15 protein-coding genes are annotated in these 19918 nt (G+C 65.8%); 7 read left to right on the plus strand and 8 right to left on the minus strand.

From position 1 onward, the window contains the following. Positions 1-2: 2 nt before the first annotated feature. From NFG58_RS15730 to NFG58_RS15750, 5 genes are all read right to left on the minus strand, one after another. Entirely contained in the window at positions 3-767 is a 765-nt protein-coding gene (locus NFG58_RS15730) for an aldolase/citrate lyase family protein (RefSeq protein WP_306168585.1), read from the minus strand. Next, complete coding sequence (locus NFG58_RS15735; protein ID WP_348826950.1) at positions 761-2857, minus strand: IucA/IucC family protein; 2097 nt, start codon at positions 2855-2857, stop codon at positions 761-763. Before NFG58_RS15735 ends, NFG58_RS15730 begins: the two co-directional genes overlap by 7 nt. A gap of 8 nt (positions 2858-2865) precedes the next feature. Further along, complete coding sequence (locus tag NFG58_RS15740) at positions 2866-4134, minus strand: type III PLP-dependent enzyme (RefSeq protein WP_348826951.1); 1269 nt, start codon at positions 4132-4134, stop codon at positions 2866-2868. Next, positions 4127-5953: an IucA/IucC family protein gene (locus NFG58_RS15745; protein WP_348826952.1), complete on the minus strand. Its 1827-nt coding sequence runs from the start codon at positions 5951-5953 to the stop codon at positions 4127-4129. The genes NFG58_RS15740 and NFG58_RS15745 overlap by 8 nt, the downstream gene beginning before the upstream one ends. A 342-nt stretch (positions 5954-6295) precedes the next feature. Continuing rightward, a complete protein-coding gene (locus tag NFG58_RS15750) occupies positions 6296-8431 on the minus strand; it encodes a TonB-dependent receptor (RefSeq protein ID WP_348826953.1) in 2136 nt (711 codons plus the stop codon). 419 nt (positions 8432-8850) lie between these two features. Here NFG58_RS15750 and NFG58_RS15755 point away from each other — a divergent pair, with 419 nt between their 5' ends. The 5 genes from NFG58_RS15755 to NFG58_RS15775 all read left to right on the plus strand — a co-directional run bounded on the left by NFG58_RS15755 (position 8851) and on the right by NFG58_RS15775 (position 15411). Then, positions 8851-9846 (plus strand): ABC transporter ATP-binding protein, encoded by a 996-nt coding sequence (locus NFG58_RS15755; protein ID WP_348826954.1) that lies wholly within the window; start codon positions 8851-8853, stop codon positions 9844-9846. After that, complete coding sequence (locus tag NFG58_RS15760) at positions 9843-10895, plus strand: sucrase ferredoxin (RefSeq protein WP_348826955.1); 1053 nt, start codon at positions 9843-9845, stop codon at positions 10893-10895. The genes NFG58_RS15755 and NFG58_RS15760 overlap by 4 nt, the downstream gene beginning before the upstream one ends. 74 nt (positions 10896-10969) lie before the next feature. Continuing rightward, positions 10970-11854, plus strand: coding sequence for a siderophore-iron reductase FhuF (gene fhuF / locus NFG58_RS15765; RefSeq protein WP_348826956.1), 885 nt, complete (start codon positions 10970-10972; stop codon positions 11852-11854). Between the two features lie 2 nt (positions 11855-11856). Further along, complete coding sequence (locus NFG58_RS15770; RefSeq protein WP_222515929.1) at positions 11857-12879, plus strand: AraC family transcriptional regulator; 1023 nt, start codon at positions 11857-11859, stop codon at positions 12877-12879. A 534-nt stretch (positions 12880-13413) separates the two neighbouring features. Further along, a complete protein-coding gene (locus NFG58_RS15775) occupies positions 13414-15411 on the plus strand; it encodes a TonB-dependent siderophore receptor (protein ID WP_348828143.1) in 1998 nt (665 codons plus the stop codon). A 132-nt stretch (positions 15412-15543) separates the two neighbouring features. Here NFG58_RS15775 and NFG58_RS15780 read toward each other — a convergent pair whose 3' ends face one another. Genes NFG58_RS15780 through NFG58_RS15790 form a run of 3 tightly spaced genes read right to left on the minus strand, consistent with a single transcriptional unit; the run spans position 15544 to position 17977 of the window. After that, the gene (locus NFG58_RS15780) at positions 15544-16509 is read right to left on the minus strand and encodes a biotin-dependent carboxyltransferase family protein (RefSeq protein ID WP_348826957.1); all 966 of its coding nucleotides are present in this window, start codon (positions 16507-16509) and stop codon (positions 15544-15546) included. After that, positions 16506-17228: a 5-oxoprolinase subunit PxpB gene (pxpB, locus tag NFG58_RS15785; RefSeq protein WP_108132500.1), complete on the minus strand. Its 723-nt coding sequence runs from the start codon at positions 17226-17228 to the stop codon at positions 16506-16508. The genes NFG58_RS15780 and pxpB overlap by 4 nt, the downstream gene beginning before the upstream one ends. Then, positions 17225-17977, minus strand: coding sequence for a 5-oxoprolinase subunit PxpA (locus tag NFG58_RS15790; RefSeq protein WP_222570144.1), 753 nt, complete (start codon positions 17975-17977; stop codon positions 17225-17227). Before NFG58_RS15790 ends, pxpB begins: the two co-directional genes overlap by 4 nt. A 314-nt stretch (positions 17978-18291) precedes the next feature. Here NFG58_RS15790 and NFG58_RS15795 point away from each other — a divergent pair, with 314 nt between their 5' ends. Further along, positions 18292-18729, plus strand: a complete 438-nt coding sequence (locus tag NFG58_RS15795) for a VOC family protein (protein ID WP_045992313.1) — start codon at positions 18292-18294, stop codon at positions 18727-18729. 131 nt (positions 18730-18860) lie between these two features. Continuing rightward, entirely contained in the window at positions 18861-19853 is a 993-nt protein-coding gene (locus tag NFG58_RS15800; RefSeq protein ID WP_348826958.1) for a TRAP transporter substrate-binding protein, read from the plus strand. The last annotated feature ends 65 nt before the right edge of the window (positions 19854-19918 follow it).

Raw genomic sequence — 19918 nt, forward strand, 5'->3', positions numbered from 1 at the left:
CCTCATGCGCGTGCCTCCTTCAAGGCGCTCGTCAGGGCGCGAAAGGCGATGCCCCGCTCGTCGCCGAGCAGGAAGGTACGCACACCGCGCTCGCGCCACTCGGCCTTGGCGTCCGCATGGCGCAGGAAGGCGGCGTAGGGAAGGCCGTGGTCCGCCGCCCGCTGCTGCACTCGGCAAAGCGCTTTTAGCACCTCGGGGTGGGCGGTCTGCCAGCTCACGCCCAGGGACTGGGACAGATCGGCGGCACCTTCCAGCACCAGGTCGAGACCATCGACGGCGCACAGCTCGTCGATGCGCTCGACGCCGGCCCGGCTCTCGATCATGGCAACAACCAAGATCTCGTCGTTGGCCTTTTGAACGTATTCGGCCAGGGAGTGCTTGCCGAAGGCGCCGGGGCGCCCGGCGTTGAGGCTGCGCGTGCCCTGGGGCGCGTACTTGCAGGCACCCACCGCGGCGGCCAGTCGCTCGGGGTCTTCGACGCTCGGCAACACGATGCCCTGGGCGCCGCCGTCGAGCAGGCGCAGCAGGGTCTTGGGGTTGTCGTCGGCGACCCGCACCAACGGCGTCAGTCCGTAGCTCTCGGCGGTGCGGATCATGTGCTCGACGGTTTCCGGGTTGATCAGCACGTGCTCGGTGTCGATCACCACGAAGTCGAAGCCGGCTTCGGCGATCAGCTCGATCGACGCCGCCGTGGGCAACGACGCCAGCACTCCGTAGATCTCGCGCTGCTCGATTAGCGCACGTTTCAGGCGATTGGTTCTCAGCATGGGGTACGCTCCTGTATCGCTGCAGCCTTCCCCGTGGTCACAGACGCAGGGCGCTGCACCGGTGCATGCAAGGCCAGGGGATTGGGCACCCGCTTGATCTGAGGCATCTCGTCGCCGAACAGCCGCCGGCGGGTCAGTGCTTCCACTTCCCACTCGGGGACGAAGACGTCGAACTGGCGATAGCGCTCGGCGTGCTCTGGATGGGCGTCCTGGTAGGCGGTGATGACGTCGGCGACCATGGCCCAGAAGGAGCCCTCGGTGAGTCCGAAGTGACGCTCGAGGAAGATCGCCATCTCGGCCAGGGCGATAAAGAAGAAGGCGTCGCAGGAGTAGTCGCGCACCGCCGCCAGGTCATCGGTGACGATAAAGGAATTTCGGTTGCGCGCGGCGTGGGCCGCCGGTAACGGCTCCAGGCTGGGGGCCAGCTCGGGACGGGCCAGCGCCGAGGGACAGAAGCGCACCCCGTCGTGGAAGTCCTTGAGCGCGACTCGCACTGGCCAGCCGTCTCGGTGGATCACCACGATATTCTGGCCGTGGGACTCAAGCCCCACCCCTTCGGCGAACAGCAGGTGGATGATCGGCAGTGTCGCCACCCTCACCAGCTGGCGGGTCCAGGCGTCGCGCCCGTGACGGGCGATCCAGTCGGCAATAAAGGGCTCTGCGGGCGCCCCGTCCGGGTCGCGCAGACACTGGCTCAAGCCGTTGAAGGGAACCGCCTGCTCGCCAGGGGCGAGAAAGCCGTCGATGTGCTCACGCCACAGCGCGCCGGCCTGGCCGTACACCTCGTCATGGCGCAGGCCGCCAAAGGCGCGTTCGTCCAGGGCAACACCGGCCACCTCGCCGAGGATCACAACGTTGGCCGCCCCGGCGCCGGCGTCGCTCTCCAGAAGCTGCTTGAGCCAGGCGGTGATGATAGGCCCGTTGGTGATGGTATGGCGCGCCAGGATACGAGTGCTGGAGGTGTTGGTGATCCCCAGCGCCAGCTTGAGATAGGGCGTCGGGGACGCGCGCCGATCGTGATCCAGCGGCGCCAGGGTACGAATCGACTGCTGCGGCCGATAGCGGGTCTCGCCCTCGCCGAGCAGGAGGATCTCGCCACTGGCAAGCTCCGGGTAGAGCGCGCCGACCAGCACGTTTTCCCACTGCCAGGGGTGCACCGGCAGCAGCACCGCCTGCTCGCGCGCAAGGCCTCGCTCGCCTAGCCATTTCACCAGGCGCTGCCTGGCCGGCGATCCCTCTTCACCCAGCTCGGCATCGGCCATGGCCGCAAACGTCGCCAGGGCGCCGAGACCAGGAACAGCCCCCTGATGCGCCAGCCGCGCCGGCAGCGCCAGCCACAGCACCCGCAGCGGCTGGCCGAACTCGGGACCGAAGCGACGGTTGTCGCCAAGCGTGAAACCAAGCCGAGACTTGTAGCAGGGATGGTAGCTGTGGGCGTCGGTGAAGTACTGCTCCAGGGCGTCGGCGTCGAGCGTGTGAGGCGCGCTCTGGCCGTCGACGGGCGCTGCTGTCGAAGACTGCAGGTCCTTGATCAGGGTCTGCTTGAGCTCGTTGATGAACCCCGGCTGCAGCCGCCCTTGAAGGTCTCCCTCGGCCCTGGCGCTCAGTGTGGACGCCAGGTCGTCCAGAAACTCCGAGAGCGACGGCGACTGGGTCCGGCCATCGTGTCCGGCCAGAGCCGGCGCCTTTGTCGACGCCCGAGCCGACGCCTGTGTCGACGCAACAGCCAGACTCTGATGATCGAGGCGAATCAGTGAGAAGCTGTGGCACAGCCAGCCTCGCACCCGATAGTCGCGCTCTCCAAGCGAGACGACGAAGGTGGTTTCACGCCCCTGCCCTTCACCCTCAGTCGGGGCCAGGTGCTCGCAGCGATACTCGAGCACGTCTTCGTACAGCAGGGTCTGCAGCAATTGGCCGATGACCCGCCGCTCGATGCGCGACCGATGACGCCAGTCGTCGGAACGGGCAAAGGGAACGGCAGCGGGGACAGCACTGGGAGCAACAAAGGAGGCAACTCGAGGTGCGGCGACGTCTGCGACGGCGTCAGCGGACCCCGTCGCGGGCTCGGCAACGTAGGAAGGTGATGACATGAACAACCTCAGCGTGCGGTATCGGGTGACGCCCTGTCGGCGCCAATGAAGATCTGCGGCGGCCTTGGGTGGCACAGAAAGTCGGCGTGGGAGATGTTGTAGCCGTAGGCCCCGGCCAGCGGCAGCACCAGCAGGTCTCCCGGGGCGACGTCGCCAAGCAGTCGATCGCGCCCCAGCACGTCCTTGGGCGTACACAGCTGCCCCACCACCGTCCAGGGTCGCTTCTCGCCGGACGACGCTTCGCCGCGCTCCCCGCTCGGCAGGTGGATGACCGGGTGGTCGTGGCCCTGGGCCGCGGGCAGCCGGAACTGGTGGGTACCGCCACGACAGACGACGAAGCCCTGACCATGGCTGTGCTTGGTGTCCAGCACCTCGATGGCGTAGTAGCCACAGAAGGCACTGAGGAAGCGGCCGATCTCGAAGCGCACCCGCGGGGCCTGAGCCATCGCCTTGAGTCGCGCGTCCAGATGGGCGCACAACGCCTGCCAGTCGAATTGCCGCTCGGGTTCGAACGGCGCCATGTAGTCGACGCCGATGCCACCCCCGACATTGAGCTGGGTGACCCTGGCAGGCGAGGCGGCAAGCGCTCGCCATTCGGGCCAGCGCGCCAGGTAGCCGTCCAGCAACGCCTGGTGGCGCGCCACGCTCGTCTGGTGGGACATGGCGTGGATATGAAAGCCGACCAGGGTGAGATGGGCAGCGGCGTCCACCGCCGCCACCGCCTCGCCAAGACTGGCTTCGTCGATGCCGAAGGGGGTGGCGATACCGGCCATGCGCAGACGACTCGACAGCGCCTCGGGCAGGGTCGGATTGATGCGGATCAGCACCGCCTGTTGACGCCCCCTGGCCGCGGCGAGTCGCTCAAGGCGCGCGATCTCGCCAAGGCTCTCCAGGTGAAAGGCCTCAATGCCCTCGTCCATGGCCAACGCCATCTCCGTGTCGAGTTTGCCCGGTCCCGACAGCACCCAGGGCAGCGTGCTCGTCGCCTCGCGCATGCGACCGATCTCGCCACCGGAGGACAGCTCGAAGCCGTCCACGATGGGGGCCAAGGTCCCGAGGACCGGCGCCTCGCTATTGGCCTTGATGGCGTAGAAAAGCTCTACACCGTCGGGCAGCGCGGACTTGATCGAACGCGCCCGGGCGGCCAGCGCCTCCAGGTCATAGAAGAAGGCGGCGATGGGATCTTGCGCTTCGGCCTGGTGGCAACGGATCGCCTCCCGCACCGCTGGCGGCAACCGCTGGGCCTCTTTACGGCCCGAGGCAGCAACGCTAGCCATGGGCCACCTCCAGACGCTCACCTGCGAGCTGATGCCAGGGGTTGGGTAGCCACACATAGTCGGCGTGACGATCGGCGCGGGCCATCAGCCTGAGCTTGAGGTTGGTCTTGCACGGCAAGTCGCCGCCGGCGAGCAGCACATCGAGCTCGGGCGTGGCGACTCCGAGCCGTTGCCTGACCCGCGAAAGCTCCTCCCCGGTGGCCGCCCACAGACGCTCGGCGAGGGCCGGGCGGCGCCAGCTCAACGCCAGGATCGCCTCGGCCAGGTGATTGACCAGCAGGCAGTAGGCGATGCGCTTCCAGCCCTTGTCGCGGCTGTAGGTCATCGACGCGCGCACGCGCTCATCCAGCGTCTCGCCGGCGAGCCAGTCAAGGCCCTGATCCTCGGTCAGCTTGACTCCTTCGAAGTCGCGCAGCAGTACGCGACGGGGCCAGCCCTGGTCATGGATCAGCACACAGTTCTGCAGATGCGGCTCGACCACGATGCCATGACGGAAATACAGCGCCAGCACCGGCTCGACCAGGGCGCCAAGATAGGCCTTGTACCAGTCGACAATCCTGTGTTCGGGCACATCGTCGGCGTGAGCGCCGCTCACAGCAGCGGACGCAGGCGAACTCGCGCGCGCCACCAGCGTTGGCGCCATCGGCTCAAGTTCGGTGTCACGGGCGAATACCGTCGCCGCCAGCAGGCAACGCTCGGCGCCGAAGCGCTGGCAGAAGTTCTCGCGCAGGATGACCCCGGTCTGCTCGCGGAACCAGCGGCGCTGGTCGTCGTCAGCGTCCTGCGGGGCCCAGTGCAGGGTGGCGGGCTCCCGAGCCAGCTCGAGGGTCTCGAGCGCCGGGTCTTCACTGTCGATCAAGCGACTCATGATGCGATCGATGACCAGGGTGCTTTCGAGCTCGTACCAGGCGTTCTTGCGCACGCAGTTGGTAATGCGCACGTTGAGCGAGCCCTTGATGAACCAGGGATGCTCAGGCGCATGCCAGGTACGCATCGAGGCGGTGGGCAGCGCCAGCGGGCCGCTTCTGCCCAGGTCGCGGATGCTGCCGTCGTTGATCCGCGCGGCGACATCCGGCACCTGGCGAAACAGCTCGGCCTGGACCGGGTGCATGGCCAGCACCACCCGCCCGGCCTCGGGCTCCGCGCTCTGGTCGGCGACCTGGCTGAGCACCTCACCGGGCTCCAGGCCATTGCAGGCGATCCGTAGCCCTTGTGACGGAAACGAGAACTGGTGCAAGCGGGAACGCTGACCAAACTCGGGGGAGCAGTCCCTGCCCTGCCCGTTCAAGCCTTGCGGCCACTGCCTGGCCTTGGGTGTGGGGTGATTGGGATGGCCGAACCACAGCCCCTGTTCGCTGGCGGCGTAGTCCTTGAGCGGGTCATGGGGGCGTCGCCGAGCGTCCTCGATGATGGAGGCCATCACGGCCTGGCTCTGCAGCACCTGGTCGCCGAACTCGGGGTTGGGGCTGGCCTCGCGCCAGGGGCCATCTTCCAGCAGGGCCGATACCAGCTCGTCGGTATCGGCCTCCCGCCAGGGCTGATCGAGGCTGCGGCGCAGATACAGCGGCGACACAACCTGATGGCAGCCCATCGCCGAGTGGCGATCGACCAGCACGAACAAGGTTAAAGAAGACGACCAGGCGACCTGCAATGGCAGGCCCTGGAGGCTCGTTGGCAGGCCACGCCTGTTGGCGGGCCAGTGGTGGCTCAACAGGTCGTGGGGGATAGCCACTTCCTTGATGATGCCGTTGAGCAGGGCATGCTGTGAGGCATGCCGAGCGATCTCGCCAGGGGTGCGAGTACATGGGGGGAATTGCATGTGCAACCTCCGCAAGGATTCCTTCCTTGTTTTGCTTCCCCGGACGTCGAATCATCGACGCCTTTCGTCAGGGGAAACCGCGCTTTCCTGGCTAGTCACTTGGCGAAGGGTTGTTGTTATGGCGTAGTTGTTATGAAGTCGTTGATCTGGAAACTGATTCTGCAGATGGCCTGAAAACAGCCTCAGGCGTTGCCTGATGTCATCGAAGCGGCACCACGGTCCGTCCGCGTGGACCGCCGCCGTCCTGGCGGCGGTCCGGGTCAGCCAAATAGCAGCGCTTTCCAGCAGCGGCGCTCTACAGCAGCGGTGCTTTCCAGCAGCAATGCTTACGAATAACGGCCTTTAGAAGTCGACGCTATACCCTACCGTCAGGGTACGACCACGACCGGCGAAGTAACGGTCGTCGTTGACCAGCGCGCTCTGGGAGTAGTAGGTGATGTAGTCCTCGTCGAGCAGATTGGACACGCCCACATTCAGCTTACCGGTAGGCAGTTGGTAGCCCACCGCAGCGTCCACCAACAGATAGCCGTCGAACTCGCGATCGTCCTCGTCATAGGTCTCATCGAACGAGTAGTTGGCCTGGAGGAAGGTGGACACCTTGTCGGTCCAGTTGGCGGACCAGCTACCGATCAGACGATCCGGCGAGACATCCAGGCCGGACAGTTCGGCATCGAGGTCGCCATCGTCGTCGCTGTCATACAGCCCGGTCATGTGGGAGTAGGCCAGGCGACCGGAGTGGCGCTCGGTAAAGGCGTAGTCCACCGAGGCCTCGATACCGGTGATCTGGGTCTCCTGGCGGTTCATGATGAAGACGCCGTCTTCTTCGGTCAGGCGGCTGCCGAAGTCGGAGGTGGACTCGTAGTAGCTCAGCTCTGCCGACAGGCGATCCCCTTCGAAGCGCACGCCGGTCTCGACGTTCTCGGTCACGATGGGACGCAGGTTGTCGATGCTGTCGACGGACTGTCCCGGGGTATCGATGCCGCGCAGCGCACGACCGACATCAGGGATCGAGAAGCCTTCGGAGTAGTTGGCGAACAGGCTGACGCGATCGACCGGCTTCCACACCGCGCCGACGTTGTAGAGCGTCTCGTCGAAGTCAGGATTGCCGCCCTCGACGTCGACGCCATTGTTGGCCCACACCGTCTGATAGTCATCGATATCCAGCTCGGCGTACTCATAACGCACCCCGGCGGACAGCAGCAACGAGTCGATCGGCTGCAGTTCGGCCTGGAAGAACGGCGACAGGTCGGTGTAATCGGTGGGCGGCACGTAGGTGCGGTTGCTCTGATACAGGTACTGCTCGGTCTCGTCGAACAGCGTATCGAAGCCACCGGTCAGCTTGAGCCGGTCATTCCACAGGTCGTCCTTGGTCAGCGAGACCTTGGTGCCGAACTTCTCGGTCTTGGCCGAGCTCTGGTCGTAGTAGGTGCCTACCGGCGCCAGTGACGGATCCTGGAAGCTGCTGGAGTCGGTGGCGCCGAACAACGCCTCGTAGTCCTGATAGTAGGCCTGGGCACTCAGGTGCATGCCGGCCAGGTCATAGTTCTCGTAGCTAAGCCCAGTGGTCCAGACCTCGTTGAAGGGGGCGTCGCCCTCGGGGGTGCCACGCTCGGAGGTGGTCGGAATCCCGGCGTCGCGATCGCCGGTCACGCTGACGTAGTCGTTGTGACCTTCGATGTCGTAGTGATTGAGGGTGAACTGGATGCGCTGGTCATCGTCGATCCAGTAGGCGATCTTGCCGAGCAGGTCATAGCTGCGCGAGTCCATCAGGTCGCCCTGGGTGTTGTCGACACCGACCGGGTCGTCCTTGGCGTCGAGGTACAGCCCCTGGTCCTCGTAGCTCAGACCAAACAGGTAGTCGACGTTGCCCTTGTTGCCGCTGAAGCCGTAGTCGGTCTTGTAGCTCAGGGTGTCCTCGTCCAGCTCGCTGGTCGGGGTGGTCATCTGCACGCCGAAGTGCTGATTGAAGGAACCCGGCTCCGGACGCTTGGTGATGATGTTGATCACCCCGCCGGCTGCGCCGACGCCGTTGGTGGCGTTGGCACCCTGGATCACCTCGATCTGCTCCACCTGGGAGAAATCGATGGTGTGGGCCTCACGACCGGTCGGACGCAGCGGATTCGACTGGGGAATGCCGTCGATCAGAAACAGCGGTGTGCGGCCCCTCAAGGTCTCGCCGCTGCCGGTCATCTTCTGGCGGTTGGGCGAGTAGGACGGCAGCAGGTTGCTCAGGATCTGGGAGGAGTCGGTGGTCACGTCCAGCTGCTGGGCGATCTCCTCCTCGCTGATGATGCGCACGGTCTGCGGCGAATCTTCCTTGGTGGTGTTGGTCCGCGAGGCGGTCACCACCATGGTCGGGGCCTCGTCGGCACGGGCGCCGTTCGAGGAAGAGGTATCGACGGAGGTCTGCGCCGCGACCTGCTGTGCGGCCACCAGGCCAAGCAGTGAAACGGTGGGCCAGAGAGCATGACGTTTCATGTCGTGCATCGTTCCTTTTGCTAAATCGAATGATCGCGCAAACGCTGACTCGAGGTCTGGCGAATCCCTCACGCCAGGACGTTGCTCTCGGACGTCGTCCCTGCCCCGTGCTGCCGCTACCGGCGAGCGGTGGCGATGCGATTCGCCACCTTCCCGAAGGGCCGCACCTTACCGAAGCCTCGATGCCGCATTGCGTCGTTTATTGCCATCTCACATACAAATGAGAACGATTATCCTAATTAATCGCTTTCATGATGTCCACGAAATGCGAACCATTCGTTCGGCATAAGCTAACAACACACTGTGCTAAAACGCCGCGCGCCATGCCGACAAACCGCGCCGATACGGGCTTGGCCGGATTGAAAATGAGAATTTTTTGTCATACCGTGCTGCTGCCACACACCCCAGGCGGGCCTTGCATGACCTCATCTCAGCCTTCTTTGCCGACCACACCCTCGTTCAGCGCGGCCCCCCGACACCGGTCCGATGCATCGTCTGACGAGCCGTCAGACGGATCGACCGCGGCGTCCGCGCTCGGCCACCAGTTGGCGGGACATTCTCTCAAGGTCGGCTACGAGGAACGGCTGGTACTGGACGGGGTGGATATCGCGGTGGCGCCAGGCAAGCTGACGGTGCTGCTCGGTCCCAACGGCAGCGGCAAGTCGACCCTGCTGAAGACCCTGGCACGCACCTTGAAGCCCCAGGGCGGTCAGGTGCTGCTCGACGGTCAGGATATCCACCGTCGCTCCACCCGCGAGGTCGCCCAGCATCTGGGGCTGCTGCCCCAGGGGCCGACGGCACCGGAGGGGCTGAGCGTGCGCCAGCTGGTGGCAATGGGACGCTTTCCCCACCAGCGCCTGTGGCAACGCGATGCCCGTCGCGACGCCGAGGTGGTCAAGCAGGCGATGGCCTACACCCGGGTCACCGAGTTCGCCGAACGCCACGTCGACACCCTGTCCGGTGGACAGCGCCAGCGCTGCTGGATCGCCATGGTGCTGGCCCAGCAGACCGACCTGATCCTGCTCGATGAGCCCACCACCTTTCTTGACCTCAAGGTCCAGGTGGACCTGCTGGAGTTGCTCTCGGGACTGGCCCACGACCAGGGGCGCACCCTGCTTTTGGTGCTGCACGACCTCAACCTGGCCGCCGCCTACGCCGACGAGCTGGTGATGATGCGCGACGGCCGCATCCTCACCAGCGGCGCGCCGCGAGAGGTGTTCACCGCCGACAATCTGAAGCGCGTCTTCGACCTGGACGCCCACGTCATGGTCGACCCGGAAAGCGGCAAGCCGCTGTGCGTGCCCTTGCTGGGGCGCCGTGAATCGCAGGCGCAACAGCAGAGACCAACCGACGAGTCGCCGGCCCCACACACTCAGCCAAGGCATCCTTCGACAACGTCAGGGCCGAGGCCATGAGCCACGTCTTCTGTACCGACCTGTCTCGCGAAGCGGGGGACCCATTGCCCGGCAGCGGCGCCCACGCCGAGCGCAACCTCTTGATCAGCTGGCCCCGGGCAAGGTGGCAGCGCAACCTGCGCCACGCCAGCGACATGCCCCCCGATCTGGCAGCACAACTCGACGCCCTGGCCGCCAGCGGTCGCCGGGTCAATCTGATCCATCGTCGTGATCAGCCTGCCGAGGTCCACGAGGTGATCCTGATGCCGGAGCGTCGGCGTCTCCAGCTCGAGCGCAGCGCACTGCTGGCCTTTGTCGAGGCGCTGGCGGCGGGCGAGGATCTCGAGCGCTGGCCGTCCACACCACAGCACCACGACCTGGTGCTGTGCTGCACCCACGGCAAGAAGGACAAGTGCTGCGCGCGCTACGGCTATCGCAGCTACAAGGCGCTGGCCCGCGCCGTGGAGGAACATCGCCTGCCCTTCGACGTGTGGGAGAGCAGCCACCTGGGCGGTTGCCGCTTCGCCGCGAGCATCATCCTGCTGTCACCGGTGCGCAAGTACGGGCGCATCGAGCCCGACCAGGCTTTGCCCATGCTGCAAGCCGAGGCGCAGGGGCAGCGCTTCCTGCCCGGCTATCGCGGAGCCTCCCACCTGACCCCGGCCCAGCAGTGTGCCGAGGTCGCCGCACTCCAGTGGCTGGCCAGGGACTCGGCCCTGCCCTGCGTCGAACTGGCGCTGGTGGAGGACAGCGCCCTGGCACCGGAGGAGATGCCCGGCCACCTTGGCGGCAGCAGCAGCAGCAGCAGCGACAACGACGGCGACAACGAACCGCAATACCGGCGCCAGATCTGGCGCTGGCGCCAGTCCGGCGAGGGCGAGGGCGAGGGCGAGGGCGAGGCCAAGGCCAAGGGCGAGAGAGCGAGCGGTGAGCTGGTCGTCCATTGCCATACCCTCACGCTTGCACGGATCGACATGTGCTCGGATATCGACCAGGGGCCCAGCCCCAGCCAGGTCTGGCGGGCCGCCAGCGTTCAGTCGATCGACGCCGGCTATCGGCAATATTCTTGATAACAATTCGCATTTAATTTATGGTGTCCACCGTTGGTCTTATGACCTCAAGCCTCCGGCCTGCAGGACACCCCATGACATCAGCGCTGCCTCGTCTGTATTGCGGTCCCCTGGAACACCTTGCCGTACCCACCGTCGCGGCCGAGCTACCCGACGACGCCATGCCTGCCGAGCGTCTGCTCGAACCTGGCGTGCTGGACGAATTGCTCGAGCGCTTCGCCGCCCAGTACCAGGGCGATGACCTCAAGGCGGTGGCCTCGCTCTGGTCCAAGTGGCATTTCAGCGCCATGGTCGCCCATACCCTGGCCTCCAACCTGCTGCTGGAGCGCGACCTGCCGGTAGCGCTGGATCAGATGGGCCTGTATCTCAGCGACAGCGGCCAGACGACTGGCATCGCCCTGCCCCACGAAGGCACCCCGCTGGGGTCGCTCGACGCCTTCGAGCGCTTCGAACGCCTGCTGCAGGGGCATGTGGCACCGCTGGTCGACATGCTGGGCTGCGTCTCCGGGGCCTCCCCCAAGGTGTTCTGGAGCAACTTCGGCAACTACTTCGAGTACTTTGCCAAGGCTGCAGTGCACCACCCCATGGCCTCACCTGGGCTCGGCGACGAGGCGCTGCGCCTGATCGACCACCGGGTCTACCCGGATGGCCGGCGCAATCCCCTGTTCATGCCGGTGCGCTACCTGCCCGACGAACACGGAGAGACCCAGCGCACACGGCGGCTGTGCTGCCTGCGCTATCGACTCGAGGACTTCGGCTGCTGCGGCAACTGCCCGCTGGACGATGCCGCCGTTGCCAGGGCGAGCAGCACGACCAGCAAACAGACCAGCAGCACGACCGGCAACAAGGTCAGCAATAAGACCAGGCAGCCCAGGACCACAGCGATGCCCCAGAGCACGGGGGCAGTGGTGCAGACCTTCCCCTCCCGCGGCGACGCCCGCCGCCTGGTCGCAAGCTGAAGATGAGCGCTGCAAGCCACGCGCAAGCCTGCGAGTCGAGTGGCGCTCAGCCTCGCTCGCGCCCGCTGGCCGGAGCCGCCGCGGGACTTGGTGATACCCGGGTCATCCGCGCGCGGGACTTTCTGCGATTCGGCCAGCGCCACGGCATCGACTACCGCTTCGACGGCGCCCGCTTCCCGGCGGTGGCCCACCACCTGGAAATTCTCAGAGGCCGCGTCATCGAGGAAGAGGTGCGCAGCGGCTGGCATCTGACCTTTTCCGATGTCGAGGTGCTCAAGCCCTACGACTCCTGCTCCACCATGGCCTCGCCGCTGTTCGTGTGCGTGGTGATGGAAGGCGCCATCGTGGTCGACACCGGGGGACGGCGGCAGCGGCTCACCGCCGGCAGCGCACTGAGCGCCCGGCTCGCCGATCAGGTTTCCCTGCGCGTGCATCAGGATGAGGGGCAGCGGTTGCGCACCCTGAACCTGTCGCTGGACCAGGCCGCGATCGCCTCGTTGAGCCAGCGCCCGGACATCACCGAACTGCTCGACGCCCCGCGTCCTCATCTGCACGTCTGGCCGCTGCCGGGCTACCTGGCGCCGATGCTCGAACAGGCGGTCATGCCGCAGCCTTCCCCCGGCCAGCGCCAGCTCTTGATGGAGGCCATCGGCCTGCAACTACTGGCCCATGGGCTGCGACATCCCGGCCCGCGCCAGCGCGGTGACCTGCCCCTGCCGGAGCGCCAGCGGCTGGAACGGATCCGCCAGCGGCTACACGACTTTCCCGCCGAGTCCTACTGCCTCGAGCAGCTGGCGGCGATGGCGTCCATGAGCGCCTCGGGCCTGCGCGCCAAGTTCCAGCGCCTGTTCGGCGTTTCGGTCTTCGACTACCTGCGAGAACGCAGACTGACCCTGGCCCACGAGCTGCTGGCCCAGGGCGCCAGCGTGCAGCAGGCCGCTTTCGAGAGCGGCTACAGCCACGCCTCCAACTTTTCCACCGCCTTTCGGCGGCGCTTCGGGGTCTCGCCACGCGACGTTGGCTAGGCGCTTCCAGGACCTTCGCCCTTCGCCCAGCCCCCCCTGGGCAGCTCTCCCCCAGAGACCTCAACTGGACGCAGTACACCGCAACGGCACCCAGCCGTCGGGCGGTGCTTCGTCGATGACTGGATCCACTACATCAGCTAGCACTCGCTACGCCGATAGCACTCGCTACGCCGATAGCACTTGGCTACTGAGGTTTCATTATCGGTGCAGGTCCTGTCACCACGCATAAGGTTCTTGGCGCCGCGCATAAACAGGCCTACTCGCAAAATGTAATAATTCGCATTACCGAAACATGACCGCTTTGTTCAGGTGCCTACCCCGCGGCGCCTTTCCCTGCTCCCAATGGTAAGCGACAACATGCGTATCACCTCGACCCTGCCCTTCGCGCTGACGCCTTTCGCCCTGAAACCTTTCGCCTTGAAGGCTGGCCCGGCGCTGCTGGCGGCCAGCGTGTCCTCCGCCGCACTGGCCCAGACCGCCCTCAGTGACAATGCCGTCAATGCTGGCACCTCCGCCGATACCGAACTGGGCACCATGACGGTCACCGGCCAGGCCGCCACCAAGACCGATACGCCCTTCCTCGAGACGCCCCAGGCCACCTCGACGGTCAGCGCCGAGCAGATCGAGCGACGTGGTGCCCAGACGGTGCAGCGGGCGCTGGACTACACCCCCGGGGTCTATACCAACCAGCTCGGGTCGTCCAACCGCTACGACTATCTGGTACTGCGGGGCTTCTCCGACGGCAGCCTGAGCAATACCTTCCTCGACGGCCTCAAGCTGATGGGCGACACCAACAGCTTCAGCTCGCTGAAGGTCGACCCCTGGATGCTCGAAAGCATCGAGGTGGTAAAGGGACCGGCCTCGGTGCTCTATGGTCGCGCCTCCCCTGGCGGCCTGGTCGCGCTGACCAGCAAGCGCCCTGAGTTCAGCGACAGCCCCACCGGCGAGGTGCAGGTCGGCTTCGGCAACAATGAGCAGCAGCGCGCCGCCTTCGATGTCACCGGCAGCGTCGACGAAGGCCAGCGTGCCGCCTTCCGCCTGACCGGCATCGCCCGCTCCTCGGATACTCAGTTCGATCAGGTCGAGGAAGAGAGCTACGCCATCGCGCCGTCGCTGACCTGGGACATCACCGACGCCACCACCCTCAACCTCAACGCCTACGTCTCGCGTGAGCCCGAAGGCGGCTATCACGCCGGTCTGCCCTACGACGGCACGGTGACCAGCCATGCCGGTGGGAATATCGACAACACCTTCTTCGAGGGCGAGGACGACTACGACAACTTCGAGCGCGACCAGACCCTGCTGGGCTATGAGCTGGAGCACCGTTTCGGCAACGGCATCACCGCTCGCCAGAAGCTCAAGTATCTGGAATCCGACGTCGAGATGGATCAGGTCTACGCCTACGGCTGGGCCAACGACACCGAGCTCAACCGCTACTACTCCGGCGCCGACGAAGACCTCGAGGCCTGGACCGTGGACAACCAGCTCGAAGCCAACTTTTCCACCGGCGGCTTCGAGCACCGGGTGCTGACCGGGTTCGATTACCAGACCCGCGAGAACGACGTGGTCTGGTCCGGGGGCACCTTCCCCAACATCGACGCCTTCAACCCGAGCTACGGTGCTGGCCCCATCGGCGATATCGTCGTGACCACCCGTGAGAAGCACGAACTCGACCAGACCGGCGTCTACCTGCAGGACCAGATCAGCTGGGATCGCTGGCACCTGACCCTGGGTGGCCGCTATGACTGGGTCGACATCGAGAACACCAATCTCGATAGCGGCGACAGCTCGGATCTCGACGAAACCCAGTTCAGCGGCCGCGCAGGCCTGCTCTACGCCTTCGACAACGGCGTCTCGCCCTACGCCAGCTACTCGACCGCCTTCACCCCGACCAGCTTCGTCGATGCCTCCGGCGATCTGCTCGAGCCGATGGAGGGCGAGCAGGTGGAAACCGGGCTCAAGTACCAGCCGTTGGGTACCCAGGACCAGTACTCCATCGCCCTGTTCCATATCACCCAGGAAAACGTGGCCACCAAGGAGCAGCCCACCGATCCGTATCGTGCCGTGGGCGAGATCGAATCCCAGGGAATCGAGCTCGAGGCGCGCACTCAGCTCACCGAGGCACTGAGCCTCCAGGCCGGCTACGCCTACACCGACATCACCTACGCCGAAAGCGATGACCCCAGCGAGGAAGGCAACGACGCCATCTACTCGCCCAAGCACATCGCCTCGGTGTGGGGCTACTACGACTTCCTCAAGGGACCGCTGGCCGGGCTCAACACCGGCCTCGGGGTGCGCTACCACGCCGATATCCAGGCCGACCGCGACAACACCAAGTCGGTCCCGGACTACACCCTGGTCGACGCCACCCTGGGCTATGACTTCAGCCAGGTCGGACTGACCAACGTCAGCGGCCGCCTCAACGTCAGCAACCTGCTGGACGAGGACTACGTGGCCTCCTGCAACTCGCTCGAATTCTGCTACTTCGGCGCCGAACGCAGCGTCAGCGCCACCCTGAGCTATCGTTTCTAGCCACTGACCCAAATGAAGGAAAAGCGCCCCGTCCATGAACGGGGCGCTTTGCGTTTCGGCCCGACCGCTATCCTCGCCTGCTGCTGCACCGGAATCCGCAGCAAGGCCTTGTTGGTGGGCAGCCCACCGCCCCTACTCCCAACGGGCAAGCTGCCTCAGATGGTCATCGCGGGCACGCTCCGGCGACTCCGGCACCAGGCGCACCTCGGTGCCGGGCAGGCACTGGGCCAGACGGGCGCAGGCCAGCGGGGTCAGAGCGCCGAGGCGCGGGTAGCCGCCGATGGTCTGGCGGTCGTTCATCAGAATGATCGGCTGGCCGTCCGGCGGTACCTGCACCGCCCCCAGCGGAATGCCTTCCGACACCATGCCGCTCATGCTGCCCTCAAGCTGCGGCCCGGTCAGGCGAATCCCCATGCGATCGGCGCGCTGATCCAGCGTCCAGACGTCATTGAAGGCGCGATACAGGCTGGTGCCCGAGAAGCTCGCGATCTGGGCCCCGGGCACCAGCGACAGCGCCAGTGGCCCGTCGCTTGCCGTGACCAGAGCCCCCGGCTCTCGATCAGCATCCCGCTGCCCCTTGTCGGCGTCCCGCTGTGGCAGGCGACGATCGCCGCCCGAGGGCCGATCCTGCTTTGGCGTCAGCACGTCGCCCTGGGCCAGCGGCTTGCCGAAACCGTCGAGGCCACCGAGCCCTTCTCGCACGGTGCTCGTGACGCTGCCCATGATGGCGCTCGCCTCGATCCCGCCCGGCAGTGCCAGATAGGTGCGCAGGCCACTTTTCGGCCGCTCGAACACCAGCCGCTGACCACGCTTGAGCGTTACCGGCTCCGCCAGGGCCAGGGGTTCGCCGTCCAGGGTCGCGCCCAGGTCGGCACCGGCCAGCGCCACGCTCACGTCGGCCTCGACCACCAGCGCAAGGCCGCCCACCATGATCTCGATGCCGGGGGCGTCCGGGGCGTTACCCAGCAGCCAGTTGGCCCAGCCTAGCGCCACCCAATCCATGGCACCGCCCTGGGTCACGCCCAGATGGCGCACACCCTGACGACCACCATCGACCACCAGCGCCAGGGGACCTGCGCGTTCCACCTTGAGACTCATGCGCCGCTCTCCTCGGCCGGGGGTTGGGGAGTGGTGTCGCCACCCTGCGCCTCGAAGGTGGCGCGGTCGATGGCCACAAAGCGCACGCGATCGCCGGGCTTGAACAGGGTGTAACCCTCGCGCTCGCGATCGAACAGCCGGGTGGCGGTGCGTCCGATCAGGTTCCAGCCGCCAGGCGACGGCGCGGGATAGACGGCGGTCTGGCGATCGGCGATGCCGACGCTGCCCGCGGCGACCTTCTGGCGCGGTGTCTTGAGTCGAGGCGTGGCCAGGGCGTCCTCGACCAGTCCCATGAAGCCGTAGCCGGGGGCAAATCCCAGCGCGAACACGCTGTAGTCGTGGGCGCAGTGGCGTTCGATGACCTGGTCGGCGGTGATGCCTGCGCGCTGAGCGATCAGCTCAAGCTCAGGGCCGACGCTTGCGTCATACCACACCGGGATCTCGTGCAGGCTACCGTCCTCCGTCGCCCGGGGCGAAAGGTTCGCCAAGGCCTCGCCGAGGCGCGCTCGAGCCTCGCCAAGCGACAGCCTGCGGATATCGAGCTGCACCAGTACCGTGGTGTAGGACGGCACCACCTCCAGGGCATCCTCGCCCAGCCGCTCGCGGATGGCGTCCACCGCCGCCAGCACCCAGGGCATATGCGACTCGTCGATGGCGTCGAACAGCCGCACGATCAGGCTGTCGAAGGCCACCGTCTCCAGACGTGGGCTCGGCGTCATGCCCCCTCCAGCTGGTCGAAGGCCTCGCGGATGGCACGCACCGCCGCCACTGAACTCTCGTTGTCGCCGTGCACGCACAGGGTATCGGCGGGAAGGACCAGTTTGGTGCCGTCGCGGGCGGTCAGCGCCTCGCCCCGGGCCAGGGTCACCGCCTGGCCGACGATGGTGTCCTCATCGTGATGCACCGCGTCTGGCTCACGCCGGGATACCAGCCGACCTTCGCCGTCATAGGCACGGTCGGCGAACACCTCGAACCACAGGCTGACGCCCTCCTCCTCGGCAAGCGCCCTCACACCGGCGGTGTCGGCGGTGGACATCACCAACAGCGGCAGGCTTTCGTCATAGGCCTTAACCGCGCGCATGGTGGCGCGCAGCAATTCCATGTTGGTGGCCATGTCGTTGTAGAGCGCGCCGTGGGGCTTGACGTAGCCGACCCTGGTGCCCTCGGCACGACAGACGCCGTCGAGGGCACCGATCTGGTAGAGCAGCAGGTTCTCGGCTTCGCTCGGGGACACCGCCAGGCTGCGCCGACCAAAGCCCACCAGGTCGGGATAGCCGGGGTGGGCGCCGACCAGCACGTCATTGGCCACTGCGTAGCCTACGGTGCGTCGCATCACGTCAGGGTCGCCGGCATGGAAGCCGCAGGCGATGTTGGCGCAGTCGATATAGGGCATCACGTCGGCGTCACGGCCCATCTTCCAGGCACCAAAGCTCTCGCCAACGTCGCAGTTGAGTCGGGGTATCGGCATGGGGGCAGCCTCTGTTGTCGACGTCCTTTGGTGAACCTTCGCCAACGGACGTCAGGTGGTTAACGAACCTGTTATTGTCGTCTTCCGCTGTCTTCTGTCGCCATCGTGGCGTCCAGCGCGCGCTCCGAGCACTTGCCTTCGAGCCCTTTCGCGGATGCTTCGATCGCGTTGCCGGGGCGCCACACAATATTCTCTTGTCAGTTGAATCTAACGCCCGAGTCGATTCCCGACAAATTCGGCAAGAAGATTGACGCCACGATCCTCCCCGGCCAAGAATCAGTGATATACCCCTTCACCTACTCCGGAGTTTCCCCATGGCCGTCAGCGACCCCTTCCATCTTGCCATTCAGGTCCGTGATATCGACGAGGCCCGCGAGTTCTATGGCAACTTTCTCGGCTGCCCCGAAGGCCGCAGCTCCGAGTCCTGGGTCGACTTCGACCTCTACGGCCATCAGTTCGTCTGCCACCTGAACCCCGGTCTCAAGGACGCCGCCGACGCTGCCCACAAGAACCCGGTGGACGGCCACGGTGTGCCGGTGCCGCACTTCGGCGTGGTACTGGAAATGGACGCCTGGGAGGCCCTGGCCGAGAAGCTCAAGTCCCATGGCGTCAAGTTCGAGATCGAACCCTACATCCGCTTCAAGGGCGAGCCCGGCGAGCAGGCCACCATGTTCTTCAAGGACCCGTCCGGCAACGCACTGGAGTTCAAGGCGTTCAAGGATCGCGAAAGCCAGCTGTTCAAGAAGGCCTGAGAGCCCAGCGGCATCGGCAAGGCGGCTTGATCTTCAACGCCATCCTGCCCGATGCTGCATAGTCAGACTGATACCTCCATCACGACACGTCGTTTTCACCGCCACGTTTCTACAACAACAAGGTAGGCATCATGACGCGATACTCCTCCCTGGGGCTGGCCGTTGCCGTGGCCACGCTCTCCACCGCCACTGCGTTCAGCAGCGCCCAGGCCGCCGAATGGAATCTGGCGACGCCCTACGGGGATGCCAGCTTCCACACCGAGAACACCAAGCAGTTCGCCGAAGACGTGCGCGAGGCCACCGAGGGCGAGCTCGACATCACCGTGCACTCCGGCGGTTCGCTGATCAGCCACGGCGAGATCAAGCCATCGGTGCGCCGTGGTACCGTTCAGGCCGGCGAGATCTTCATGTCGATCCTGTCCAACGAGTCGCCGGTGTTCGAGCTGGACACCCTGCCGGGGCTCGCCGGCAGCTACGACGAGGCCTGGGAGCTGTGGCAGGCGAGCAAGCCGGTGATCGAGGAGCTGTTCGCCGAGCAGGGCATGAAGCCGCTGTACGCGGTGCCCTGGCCGTCACAGGGTATCTACACCGACTTCGAGTTGAATGACCCCGCCCAGTTCGAGGGGCTCAGGGTAAGAGCGCCCAACATCAATACCCAGCGCCTGACCGAGAACCTCGGCGGCCTGCCCACCGAGACCGAGGAATCGGACATCCCCACCGCCTTCTCCACCGGCCGGGTCGACGCCATGATCACCTCGGTGTCCACCGGCGAGTCGATGGCGGCCTGGGACTATGTCTCCCACTTCTCCGACGCCAACCTGTGGATTCCGAAGAACATCATCTTCGTCAATCAGAAGGCCTTCGATCGCCTGGATGAGGCGACCCAGCAAGCGCTGATGGAAGCGGCGGCCGAGGCCGAAGAGCGCGGCTGGGAGGCCAGCAAGGCCGATATGGAAGGCAGCGCCCAGGCCCTGGAGGAAAACGGCATCACCATTGGCGAGCCCAACGAGGCGGTGGCCGGAGCCCTTTCCGAGGCCGGCGACAAGCTCTTCCAGGACTGGGAGAGCCGCGCCGATGACCGGGCCAAGGCGCTGATCGAGGACTACCGCGCCAACACCGAATAGCGCTCGGGACGAGCGGTGAGGGACTTCCTCGCCGCTCGTTCGTTGTCCCGTTCACGGCCTGTCTT

The organism is Halomonas sp. RT37, assembly GCF_040070525.1.
GTDB classification, from domain to species: domain Bacteria; phylum Pseudomonadota; class Gammaproteobacteria; order Pseudomonadales; family Halomonadaceae; genus Halomonas; species Halomonas litopenaei.